The 10,969-nt window shown below is 61.0% G+C and carries 10 protein-coding genes and 1 pseudogene; 7 read left to right on the forward strand and 4 right to left on the reverse strand.

What is annotated here, in order from left to right; translation table 11 throughout:
* The first annotated feature begins 13 nt into the window (after nucleotides 1-13).
* Nucleotides 14-919 carry a LysR family transcriptional regulator gene (locus ACL0K2_RS02230; RefSeq protein WP_413043680.1) on the forward strand — a complete coding sequence of 302 codons (906 nt, stop codon included), beginning with the start codon at nucleotides 14-16 and terminating at the stop codon, nucleotides 917-919.
* Here ACL0K2_RS02230 and ACL0K2_RS02235 read toward each other — a convergent pair.
* Together ACL0K2_RS02235 and ACL0K2_RS02240 are read right to left on the reverse strand one after the other, a co-directional pair.
* Nucleotides 907-2,064 (reverse strand): L-talarate/galactarate dehydratase, encoded by a 1,158-nt coding sequence (locus ACL0K2_RS02235; RefSeq protein ID WP_413043681.1) that lies wholly within the window; start codon nucleotides 2,062-2,064, stop codon nucleotides 907-909. The two genes, ACL0K2_RS02230 and ACL0K2_RS02235, sit on opposite strands and share 13 nt — an antisense overlap.
* 138 nt (nucleotides 2,065-2,202) lie before the next feature.
* Nucleotides 2,203-2,512: pseudogene (locus tag ACL0K2_RS02240) on the reverse strand (substrate-binding domain-containing protein); the annotation flags it as partial.
* 515 nt (nucleotides 2,513-3,027) lie between these two features.
* Between ACL0K2_RS02240 and ACL0K2_RS02245 the strand changes: the two are divergent.
* The 6 genes from ACL0K2_RS02245 (at nucleotide 3,028) to ACL0K2_RS02270 (ending at nucleotide 8,797) form a co-directional block, all read left to right on the forward strand.
* Complete coding sequence (locus ACL0K2_RS02245; RefSeq protein ID WP_045163716.1) at nucleotides 3,028-3,852, forward strand: NAD-dependent epimerase/dehydratase family protein; 825 nt, start codon at nucleotides 3,028-3,030, stop codon at nucleotides 3,850-3,852.
* Nucleotides 3,853-3,893: 41 nt separating this feature from the next.
* Nucleotides 3,894-4,796, forward strand: coding sequence for an SMP-30/gluconolactonase/LRE family protein (locus ACL0K2_RS02250; protein ID WP_045163717.1), 903 nt, complete (start codon nucleotides 3,894-3,896; stop codon nucleotides 4,794-4,796).
* A gap of 84 nt (nucleotides 4,797-4,880) precedes the next feature.
* A complete protein-coding gene (locus ACL0K2_RS02255) occupies nucleotides 4,881-5,855 on the forward strand; it encodes a TRAP transporter substrate-binding protein (protein ID WP_045163725.1) in 975 nt (324 codons plus the stop codon).
* Nucleotides 5,856-5,922: 67 nt separating this feature from the next.
* Nucleotides 5,923-6,450, forward strand: a complete 528-nt coding sequence (locus ACL0K2_RS02260) for a TRAP transporter small permease (protein WP_045163718.1) — start codon at nucleotides 5,923-5,925, stop codon at nucleotides 6,448-6,450.
* Complete coding sequence (locus ACL0K2_RS02265) at nucleotides 6,450-7,730, forward strand: TRAP transporter large permease (protein ID WP_045163719.1); 1,281 nt, start codon at nucleotides 6,450-6,452, stop codon at nucleotides 7,728-7,730. The genes ACL0K2_RS02260 and ACL0K2_RS02265 overlap by 1 nt, the downstream gene beginning before the upstream one ends.
* 158 nt (nucleotides 7,731-7,888) lie before the next feature.
* Nucleotides 7,889-8,797 (forward strand): EamA family transporter, encoded by a 909-nt coding sequence (locus ACL0K2_RS02270; protein WP_045163720.1) that lies wholly within the window; start codon nucleotides 7,889-7,891, stop codon nucleotides 8,795-8,797.
* A 242-nt stretch (nucleotides 8,798-9,039) separates the two neighbouring features.
* Here ACL0K2_RS02270 and ACL0K2_RS02275 read toward each other — a convergent pair whose 3' ends face one another.
* The gene (locus ACL0K2_RS02275) at nucleotides 9,040-9,792 is read right to left on the reverse strand and encodes a FadR/GntR family transcriptional regulator (protein WP_045163721.1); all 753 of its coding nucleotides are present in this window, start codon (nucleotides 9,790-9,792) and stop codon (nucleotides 9,040-9,042) included.
* Between the two features lie 218 nt (nucleotides 9,793-10,010).
* A complete protein-coding gene (locus ACL0K2_RS02280; RefSeq protein ID WP_045163722.1) occupies nucleotides 10,011-10,946 on the reverse strand; it encodes an alpha/beta hydrolase in 936 nt (311 codons plus the stop codon).
* Nucleotides 10,947-10,969 lie beyond the last annotated feature (23 nt).

Genomic DNA, 10,969 nt, shown 5'->3' on the forward strand with positions numbered 1-10,969 from the left:
CGGAAATGCATCAATGTTTGATCTGGCGCAACTGCGATGCTTTACCGCTCTGGCGACGGAGTTGAATTTTCGTCGCGCCGCTGAGCGCCTGCACATGACCCAGCCGCCACTGAGCCGGCAGATCCAGCTGTTGGAGCATCAACTGGGCGTCGTCTTGTTCACCCGCAGTACCCGTGCGGTGGCGTTGACGGCCGCGGGTCGGGCCTTCTTCGTCGAAGCCCAGGCGCTGCTTGCGCAGGCCCACCGGGCGGCACAGACTGCGCGACTGATTGCGCTGGGCGAAAGCGGGACAGTGAGCATCGGCTTCGTCGCCAGCGCGGTTTACGATTTTTTGCCTCGGGTGGTGGCACAGGCCAGGCGCGACCGCCCCGGTGTACAGATCGCGCTACAGGAGATGACCACCTTCGAGCAACTGCAGGCCCTGCGCACGCGGCGCATCGACCTGGCCATCGTGCGTGCGTCTCTGAACGATCCGGGCCTTGTCAGCGAGCGTCTGGTGCGCGAGCCCTTCGTCTTGGCCGTGCACGACGAGCATTCACTGGCACGACTCGAGCCGCTTGAACTGGCGGCATTGCACGGCCAGCCGTTCATCCTTTATTCGCATGCCGCCTGGCAGCCGTTCAATGAGCTGCTCACCGGCATGTTCCGCTCCACCGGCGTGCAACCGGACTATGTCCAGTCACTCAGCAACACATTGACCATCCTGTCCCTGGTGAACGTCGGCATGGGCCTGGCACTGGTGCCGCGCAGCGCCAGTGCGGTGAGCTTCGAGCGAGTGCGTTGGCGCACGCTCGACCTTCCGATAGGCGTACACAGCGAGCTACATCTGGTCTGGCGCGACGATAACGACAACCCGGCCGTCGCCGCGCTTCGCGAAGCAGTGCGTCATGCGGCCAGCGAGCCCGCTCAGGCGCGCTGACCCACCTCGGCCTGCTGCGCGGTCCAGCCAGCCACCCGTTCGCTCAGACTCAAGCCCAGACCGGGTCGATTCGGCACCAGCATCCGCCCATCGCGAATTTCCAGTCGTTCTTCGAACAACGGTTCCAGCCATTCGAAGTGCTCGACCCAGGGTTCACGAATGTGGGTCGCCGCAAGATGCACGTGCAGCTCCATGGCGAAGTGCGGCGCTAATGTCATGCCGGCCTGTTCCGCCAGGATCTGCACCCGCAGATAGGGCGTGATGCCGCCGACGCGCGGGGCGTCAGGCATCAGGAAATCGGCAGCACGCTGACGAATGAACTCCCAGTGTTCGGCCGGGCTGGTAAGCATCTCGCCCGTTGCGATTGGCGTATCGAACTGGCGCACCAGCTCGGCGTGCCCCTCGGCGTCGTAGCAGTCCAGCGGCTCCTCGATCCATATCAGATCGAAGGGTTCCAGGCGTCGACACATGCGACGGGCCATCGGTCGGTCCCATTGCTGGTTGGCATCGACCATCAGTGGAAACGCTTCGCCCAGGTGCTGGCGTACCGTGCCGACCCGATGCAGATCCAGCGCCCAATCCGGCTGGCCGACCTTGAGCTTGATCCCGCCGATGCCCTTCTCGCGCGACAAATCAGTGTTCTTCATCAACTGATCCAGCGGCGTATGCAGGAAGCCACCAGACGTGTTGTAACAGCGTACCGAATCGCGCTGCGCGCCCAGCAAACGCGCCAGCGACAGTCCGGCGCGACGTGCCTTTAGATCCCACAGCGCCACGTCGAAGGCGCCGATGGCCTGGGTCGCCAGACCGCTGCGCCCCACCGATGCGCCCGCCCAGCACAGTTTGTCCCATAGTTTGGCGATATCGCTGGGATTCTCGCCGATCAGATTGGGCGCCACCTCCAGGGCATGGGCGAACTGCCCCGCGCCGCCGGCGCGCTTGGAATAGCTGAACCCCAGCCCCTGGTGGCCGTCGCGGGTTTCGATTTCGGCGATCAGGATGGCGATTTCGGTCATCGGCTTTTGCCGGCCGGTGAGTACCTTCGCATCGCTTATAGGATGGGCCAGCGGCAGCGCCACCGAGCGCAGACGTAGCCAGGTGATACGGTCATCGTCGGCATAGATGATCGCGCAGTTGTCGTTCATGGAACCTCCTGGTGATGGAACCGACGACCTACCCGAGGCCGCTGTGACCAGACAATCACATAGACCTGTCAGACCGTCGAAAATGAAGTGCCCGTTTCACCCTATGATGATTGCGCAATCATTCAAGTCCTAAAAACATCAGGCGCGGTCTCGCACGATCAGCTCGAAGACAACATCCAGGCGCAACGGATCGTGAGCCTGAGCGGGCTCGGCAATGCGCGCCAGCAACGCTTCGGCAATGGCTCGGCCAATCCTCGGACCATCGATCCGTACAGTGGTCAACGGCGGGGCTATGCGCCGCGCTGGACAGATCGCCAAAGCCCATCAGCGCCAGGTCTGCAGGGACGGCCAGACCGCGACTGGCTGCCTCCGCCAGTACACCTTGAGCCAGGGTGTCGGAGCTGCAGACCACCACGCCCCCCGTCGCGTTCGGCCGATCCAGCGCGCGACACGGTGATTGGAGAAACGCCCGCGACCTTGGCCACTTCGATCAGCGTTGGCGTGCCTGGCGGGCGAACATCGGGCTACTTTCTGCTCATGACTGTCTACCGTCGCTCATGACTGTCTATCGTCGAGGCGCCTCAGGGGGATGAGGAACGGGCTCTGAAGCCCACATCTGAACACCCTTACTCCTGGCGCTGTCATCATACAACTACACGGGGTTCGACCGACTTGCTCATCCTTTTCCAATACGGGAGTCCTACTCGACTTTAGTGGTATGTGATTGCCCCGCTGCGCCCGCTAGCGTGATGCTTTGCATTCACTTCTGAAGTCTATGAAGCCTAGAGAACAAGCCACTTTCAGGCGCAACGAACGGAGCTTTCCCAGGCAAGGCAAGCATTTTGGGCATCAGCACGAAGATCGCAATCGCGGTTGACAAAGTTCGATGGTCGCAGAAATAATCAGCTCAAGTCATCCGACAACCGATGACATCAAAAACAATAAGCGACGGGCAGGCCCATAATGACAAGCACGACGACCACACCCACACCCTTCAATCGCCTCCTGCTGACTGGCGCGGCGGGAGGTTTGGGCAAGGTGCTACGCGAAACGCTTCGACCCTATGCCACTGTTATTCGTCTCTCCGATATTGCCTCTATGGAGCCTGCCACCGGCCCGCATGAAGAGGTGATGCCTTGCGATCTCTCCGATAAAGCAGCCGTACACGCACTTTGCGAGGGTGTCGATGCGATCGCGCATTTTGGCGGCGTCTCTGTCGAGCGGCCTTTCGAAGAGATTCTCGAAGCCAACATCCGCGGTGTATTTCATATCTACGAAGCCGCACGCAAGCACGGCATCAAGCGCGTGATCTTTGCCAGTTCCAACCATGTCATCGGTTTTCACAAGCAGACCGAAACCATCGACGCTAACGCCCCGCGCCGCCCAGACAGCTACTACGGCCTGTCCAAATCCTACGGCGAGGACATGGCGAGCTTCTATTTCGATCGCTACGGCATCGAGACCGTCAGCATTCGCATCGGCTCTTCCTTCCCCGAACCGCTCAATCGTCGAATGATGGCCACCTGGCTCAGCTATCGAGACCTGACCGATCTGATTGGACGTTCGCTGTTCACTCCCAATGTTGGTCACACCGTCGTTTATGGCGCCTCGGCGAACCGGGATGTCTGGTGGGACAACCACATGGCGGCGCACCTTGGCTTCACACCCAAGGACACATCAGAAGTATTCCGCGACAAGGTCGAAGCGCAACCACCCTACGCCCCCAACGACCCTGCCTTGATCTACCAAGGCGGTGCGTTCTGCGAAGCAGGTCCCTTCGACGATTGATCGCCTTGCGCCACGCCGCGAAAAACAACAAGAGAATCGCCATGGCAAACCAAGCAGAACTAATCGTCGATGCCCGGAACGCTACCGGAGAGAGCCCGGTGTGGATCGCCTCGGAACAGGCGCTCTACTGGGTCGACATTCCCAACCGCCAATTGCAGCGCTGGGCGGCAGCGGACGCTTCGGTGACCCGCTGGACTGGCGAGCAGATGGTCGCCTGCATCGCGCGCCGCGATGGCGCTGCGAATCGCTGGATCGCCGGAATGGAAGACGGCGTCTTCGACATCACTCCGCAGGATGACGGCACGCTTGCCGCCACTCGCCTCATCGATGTGCAGCACGGTCACGGCGGTATGCGGTTCAACGATGGACGCTGCGACCGCCAGGGGCGTTTCTGGGCTGGCACTATGGTCATGGATATGGCTGCTGGCATCCCGGCTGGCGCGCTGTACCGCTTTGATGGTTCCGCCAGCGACGGTTCGCTCGCTGCACAGATAAACGACTTCGTCGTGCCTAACGGGTTGGGCTTCAGCCCGGACGGCCGAACCATGTATCTGTCCGACTCGCACCCCAGCGTGCAGTGCATCTGGGCGTTCGATTACGACATCGACAGCGGCACCCCGAGCAATCGCCGTCTGTTCGTCGACATGACCCAATATGCCGGTCGCCCAGATGGCGCTGCGGTGGACGTCGACGGTTGCTATTGGATCTGCGGCAACGATGCCGGCCTGATCCACCGTTTCACGCCGGACGGCCGTCTTGATCGTTCGCTGCAAGTACCTGTCAAGAAGCCAGCCATGTGCGCCTTTGGTGGCTCTGGCCTCGACACCCTGTTCGTCACGTCCATCCGTCCGGGGGGCGATCTCTCCGACCAGCCGTTAGCGGGCGGCGTGTTCGCCCTGCAACCCGGCGTCTGCGGACTGGAGGAAACACCCTTTCGTCAATGATTCACCCATGCAAGGACCGGCTCGCGGTTGTCCGGCCTTGAAGTTCCAACGCTGCTCACCAACAACAACAAGATGGAGATCCACATGAACTTCAAACGCAAGTTGCTCATCGCTGCACTCCCCTTCGCCTTCTGCTTGTCCAGCGCGGCCCATGCGGCCATGACATTGAAGATCGCTGAAATCCATCCAGCCGGTTACCCGACGGTCGTGGCTCAGGAACACATGGGCCAGAAGATTGAAGAAGCCACGAACGGCGAACTCAAGTTCCGCATGTTCTCCGGCGGCGTGCTTGGCTCGGAAAAAGAAGTGGTGGAGCAGGTCCAGATCGGTGCGGTGCAAATGACCCGCGTCAGCCTCGGCACGCTCGGTCCGGTAGTACCAGATGTCAACGCCTTCAACATGCCTTTCGTGTTCCGTGACCATGAACATATGCGCAAGGTCATCGACGGTGAAATCGGCCAGGAGATCCTCGACAAGATCACCAACTCCGAATTCAACATGGTCGGTCTGGCATGGATGGATGGCGGTGTGCGTAACCTCTACACCAAAGAGCCGGTTCGCAAGCTGGAAGATCTCAAGGGGATGAAAATTCGTGTCATGGGCAACCCCCTGTTCATCGACACTCTGAACGCCATGGGCGCACAAGGCGTTGCAATGAATACCGGTGAGATCTTCAGCGCCCTGCAAACTGGCGTGGTTGACGGCGCCGAAAACAATCCGCCTACCATGCTCGAGCACAACCACTTCCGTGCTGCGAAGAACTATTCGCTGACCGGTCACCTGATTCTCCCCGAGCCGATCGTGATGTCCAAGGCGACCTGGAACAAGCTCACCCCGGAACAGCAGGAAATCGTCAAGAAGTACGCCAAGGAAGCGCAGATGGAAGAGCGCAAACTGTGGGACGAGAAGACCGCCAGCAGCGAAGCCAAGCTCAAGGAAGAAGGCGTCACCTTCATCGAGGTGGACAAGAAGCCCTTCTACGACGCGACCGCCCCGGTTCGCGAGAAGTACGGCGCACCCTACGCCGAGCTGATCAAGCGTATCGAAGCCGTCCAGTAATTCGTTCTCTCTGAAAAGTCTCGCGGTGGCGGGCCTGCGCCCGTCACCGCGCTTGTGGTGAAGTCTGATGAAAAACACGCTGCTGCGCGTCAACGACGCGATCTACATGACCTGTGTATGGGTCGCGGGATTGGCCATCGTGGTCATGTCCATGATCATCCCTTGGGGGATCTTCGCGCGCTACGTGCTGGGCTCCGGTGGCGGCTGGCCTGAACCGGTGGCCATCCTGCTGATGGTGATCTTTACATTTCTTGGCGCTGCGGCGAGCTATCGAGCCGGAGCGCATATGGCGGTGACCATGTTCACCGACCGTCTGCCTGAACATCTGCACCGCCATGTCGAACTGCTGGTGCAAATCCTGATGGCCATCATCTGCCTGTTCATGACCATCTGGGGCGTCAAGCTGTGCATCGCCACCTGGAATCAATTCATGAGCACCTTGCCGACGTTGCGCGTTGGTATCACCTATTCCCCTATTCCGATTGGCGGCGCGATCACGCTGCTGTTCGTGCTCGAACGAATCATTTTCGGTGACCAGAGCCATCGACGAGCGGTCAACTACGAGCTGGTCGAAGACAGCAAGGAGGCGGTGTAATGGATGCGCTGATACTACTTGGCAGCTTCGCTGTGCTGTTCCTCCTACGGATGCCGGTCGCCTATGCGCTGGGCTTGTCGGCGCTGATCGGCGCCTGGTGGATCGACATCCCGTTCGACGCGGTGATGATTCAGGTCGCGGGCGGCGTCAACAAATTCTCTTTGCTGGCGATCCCATTCTTCGTGCTGGCTGGAGCCATCATGGCCGAAGGCGGTATGTCGCGGAGGCTGGTTGCTTTCGCTGCCGTGCTGGTCGGGTTCGTACGCGGTGGTCTGTCCCTGGTCAACATCATGGCCTCCACCTTCTTCGGCGCCATCTCAGGCTCGTCCTTGGCGGATACCGCTTCGGTGGGTTCGGTGCTGATTCCGGAAATGGAGAAGAAGGGCTACCCGCGCGAATTTTCCACCGCGGTTACGGTCAGTGGCTCGGTCCAGGCACTTCTGACGCCACCTAGCCATAACTCGGTGCTGTTCTCGCTGGCAGCCGGCGGCACAGTCTCGATTTCATCGCTGTTCATCGCCGGCATCGGCCCTGGACTGCTGCTGAGCGCGGTGATGATGACCATGTGTCTGATCTTCGCTCGGGTGCGCAATTACCCCAAAGGTGAGGTCGTTCCACTCAAGCAGGCGCTGAAGATTTGTGTCGAAGCGCTCTGGGGCCTGATGACCATGGTCATCATCCTTGGCGGCATTCTTTCCGGGGTATTCACCGCGACCGAATCCGCCTCGATTGCCGTCGTCTGGGCGTTCTTCGTGACCATGTTCATTTACCGCGACTACAAGTGGCGTGAGCTGCCCAAGTTGCTGCACCGGACGGTGCGTACGCTGTCGGTGGTGATGATCCTGATCGCGTTCGCCGCCAGCTTCGGCTACATCATGACGCTGATGCAGATTCCCTCGAAGATCACCACGATGTTTCTGACGCTGTCGGATAATCGCTACGTGATTCTGATGTGCATCAACATGATGCTGCTGGTACTCGGCACGCTGATGGACATGGCGCCGCTAATCCTGATTCTCACGCCGATTCTGATGCCCGTGATTACCGGCATCGGAGTCGACCCGGTGCACTTCGGTATGATCATGCTGGTCAATCTCGGGATCGGTCTGATCACCCCACCGGTAGGCGCTGTCTTGTTCGTCGGCGCAGCAATCGGCAAAGTGACGATCGAGAACACGGTCAAGGCGCTGCTGCCCTTCTATGCCGCGCTGCTGCTGGTACTGATAGCCGTAACCTACATTCCGGCCATCTCGCTCTGGTTGCCAAGCATGGTGCTCTGACAGTCCTCAGCGCACGAGCGAGGACGCCGCCCACCCGGGCGGCGTTTTGCTTTGCAAGCCAACGAACAATTCGCCAACCATAACCATCAAAAAGCCACCACTGCCATCTGGCTACACGGCCGAACGGAACGGATTCCGCCCAGGACAGGATTGACCCCATGCAAACTGCTGCGCCCTTCCCACGCCATATCGCCGTACTGGTTCTGGCCACCCTGGCCTGCTCATTCGCAGGCAATCACATCGCCGCCCGGATTGCTTTCGATCACGACACCGGACTGCTGCTGGCCATGCTCTGTCGCGCTGGCGTTACCCTGATTGCCTTAGGCACCTTGGTCTTCTGGCGGCGCGAATCCCTGCGCCTGAGCAGCGCCACTTGGCGCTGGCAGATTCTGCTCGGCCTGCTGATCGCGGTTCAGAGCTTCTGTATCTACTCAGCCGTGGCTCGCATTCCCGTGGCGCTGGCCCTGTTGGTGGTGAATCTGTCGCCCATCATGCTTGCGCTGCTGACCTGGCTGCTAGGCGGCCCAAAACCGACCCGGCAGGCGCTGGCGATCATGGGCATGATCCTGTTCGGCCTGGTACTGGTACTGGACGTCCCGGCACGCTTGGTCAGCAGCGAGGCGCCGGACGGCCAGTGGGTCGCCGGCATATTGTTCAGCCTGACCGCGGCCGCGGTGTTTGCGATCGCGCTGTGGATTACCGAGCATAAGCTATCGACGATGGCCGGTTCGGTGCGCAGCATGCTGACGCTGGTCGTCGTATTCAGCAGCTCCGCCCTGCTTGGCGCCAGCGGCCTGATACCGGGTGGTCTGAGCCTGCCAAGCGCGAGCGCCGGCTGGATCGCCCTGGGGTGCCTGATATTGCTCTACGGGGCGGCGTTCTCGACGCTGTTCATCTGTATGCCGCGCCTGAATATCGCGCGCAATGCGCCGGTAATGAATGTGGAGCCGGTCGCTGGCATGCTGCTGGGCTGGCTGGTGCTCGGCCAATTGCTCGGGCCCTTGCAAGTGCTGGGTGGCCTGATCGTCGTCAGCGGTATCGTTCTACTGGCGTACCGCAAGCATTGAGGCGAAAGGACAACCGGCCTGACGGTCATTCCGTTGAGGATCACCGTCTTGGCACACCGGCGATCGTTCGCTAACACGACGGAACGCTGAGTCGCCGAGTGGCGCTAGAAAAGCCGGTATTGGACGTTAGAGGAGCAGCTGATTACCGGTGGACTCATCCATGAGCCCGGTATAGCGCCGCTGCACTGCGAGCCTCTGCTGCGGTACGCGTCGCCGGCATGGCCATGAACCAGCGCTGAGGTTCACCCAACCTTGTCGGTTTCAGCCTCTTCGTGCGCCTGGCGCAGCCGCTCGCGGCTGTTGGTCAGGTGCAGGCGCATCGCGGCGCGAGCGGATTCGGCATCCTGGCGAGCGATGGCGTCGTAGATCTGCTCATGCTCTCGGCCGAGGCGTTGCTGATAGTGCGGCTGGTCATCGTGCGCCAGGCGGGCCGAATTGAGTCGACTGCGCGGAATGATCGCTGTACCGAGGTGATTCATGATGTCGGTGAAATAGCGATTGCCGGTTGCCTCGGCAATCTGCAGGTGGAACTGGAAATCGGAAACCGCGGCTTCGCTGGACAGTGCCGCACTCTGCTGCAGCGAATCCAGGAACGCGCGCATCGCCGCCAGTTGTTCTGGAGTACGACGCATCGCCGCCAACCCGGCTGACTCGACCTCAAGGCTGATACGTAGCTCGAGAATCGACAATACGTCACGCAACGTGCCGATGGTTGCCGGGTCGATGCGAAGACCCGTGGTACTGGGCGTGTCGAGTACGAAGGTACCGATGCCGTGACGCGTTTCCACCAGACCGGACGCCTGTAAGCGTGAGATCGCTTCGCGCACCACCGTCCTGCTTACACCCTGCGCCTGCATGATTGCAGACTCGGTGGGCAGCTTGTCTCCGCGCTTGATGAGGCCGTCGCGTATCTGCTGGGACAGCTCCGTGACCAGTTCCTGTGCAAGACTGCGGTGCTTCCGGCGGACGCGTGGTTGAGCGCTCTGGTTTTCCATGGACACATCGATCTCATTGAAGCGAAGTAATCTGTATCATAGCCCAGTGGTTGTACGATGACTATCCGACGACCGGATATAGGTAAGCCAGCGTCGTATCCAAACCTGACGGGGCATCTCGCCGTTTGAGAAGACAGCGAAAGGGGCGCGGCGGGTCTTACCCGATGACAGGTTCAATGATTCCGACGCTTTCGTAGGTGCAAGCCTGGCTCTTCCCGTCACCAGCGCTCGCGAAGAAAGCGGGCGATCTGGTGGAAGTACGCGGCCACGTCGGGCAGTAGGCTGGACATGCGCAGGAAGTCGTGGGTCAACCCTCGGCAAAGCGTCACCTCGACATCCACGCCCTGTTCCTGCAACGCCTTCGCATAGGCCAGTCCCTCGTCCACCAGAGGATCGAACTCGGCGATCAGCAATAACGCCGCGGCGCTGCCGCGCAGCCGTTCGCCTGCATACAACGGGGAGCAGTGCCAGTCATACCGCTGCGACTGCTCCGGTGCATATTGTCGGTAGAACCACTCCAGCGTGGCGCTCTCCAGCAGGTAACCGTCGGCAAACAATTCGCGCGATTCGCTTCCATCCTGAGCATCCACCGCCGGGTAGAACAGCAGTTGAGCACAGGGCAATGGGCCGCCCTCCGCCGCCAGTTGCGCCGCCAGGACGCTGGCCAGCGTGGCGCCGGCGCTGTCGCCAGCCACCGCCACCCGGGTTGGATCAATGCCGAGTCCAGCGGCCCGAACCCGCAGCCATTCCCAGGCCGCCCGCGCATCATCAGGCGCGGCGGGAAGCGGATGCTCCGGCGCCAGTCGGTAGCCAACCGCCAGCACCGTACAGCCACAGGCCTCGGCCAAGGTCCGACACAAACCGTCGTGGGACTCCAGGCTGCCAACCACGTACCCACCCCCATGGAAGTACAGCACTACCGGCGCCGAGCTTTGCGGCGTCGGGCGGTACAACCTCGCAGGCAGGGTTCGCCCTGGGAGTTCCAGCTCAAGTTGCTCCACTGGGATCCGAGGCGCACCGGCCTTCAAGGCTTGCGAAGCGGCCTCGAATTCCTCTCGCGCCCGCTCGACCGATAACTCATGCAGGGCCGGACGCCCACTCTGGCGGCGTTCGTCGACCATATCGAGAAAAGCGGAAAGTTCCTGATGCAGCATTGCAACCTCACTCAAGGGATCGC

The sequence above is a fragment of the Pseudomonas sp. YJ42 genome (assembly GCF_047225135.1).
In the GTDB taxonomy this organism is placed as follows: Bacteria; Pseudomonadota; Gammaproteobacteria; order Pseudomonadales; family Pseudomonadaceae; genus Stutzerimonas; species Stutzerimonas stutzeri_E.

Excerpts from the sequence above, each read along its gene's own strand:
- ACL0K2_RS02250 (WP_045163717.1), top strand. The coding sequence starts at position 3,894 with ATGGCAAACCAAGCAGAACTAATCGTCGATGCCCGGAACGCTACCGGA.
- ACL0K2_RS02235 (WP_413043681.1), bottom strand. The coding sequence starts at position 2,064 with ATGAACGACAACTGCGCGATCATCTATGCCGACGATGACCGTATCACC.
- ACL0K2_RS02280 (WP_045163722.1), bottom strand. The coding sequence starts at position 10,946 with ATGCTGCATCAGGAACTTTCCGCTTTTCTCGATATGGTCGACGAACGC.
- ACL0K2_RS02265 (WP_045163719.1), top strand. The coding sequence starts at position 6,450 with ATGGATGCGCTGATACTACTTGGCAGCTTCGCTGTGCTGTTCCTCCTA.
- ACL0K2_RS02255 (WP_045163725.1), top strand. The coding sequence starts at position 4,881 with ATGAACTTCAAACGCAAGTTGCTCATCGCTGCACTCCCCTTCGCCTTC.
- ACL0K2_RS02230 (WP_413043680.1), top strand. The coding sequence starts at position 14 with ATGTTTGATCTGGCGCAACTGCGATGCTTTACCGCTCTGGCGACGGAG.
- ACL0K2_RS02260 (WP_045163718.1), top strand. The coding sequence starts at position 5,923 with ATGAAAAACACGCTGCTGCGCGTCAACGACGCGATCTACATGACCTGT.
- ACL0K2_RS02275 (WP_045163721.1), bottom strand. The coding sequence starts at position 9,792 with ATGGAAAACCAGAGCGCTCAACCACGCGTCCGCCGGAAGCACCGCAGT.
- ACL0K2_RS02270 (WP_045163720.1), top strand. The coding sequence starts at position 7,889 with ATGCAAACTGCTGCGCCCTTCCCACGCCATATCGCCGTACTGGTTCTG.
- ACL0K2_RS02245 (WP_045163716.1), top strand. The coding sequence starts at position 3,028 with ATGACAAGCACGACGACCACACCCACACCCTTCAATCGCCTCCTGCTG.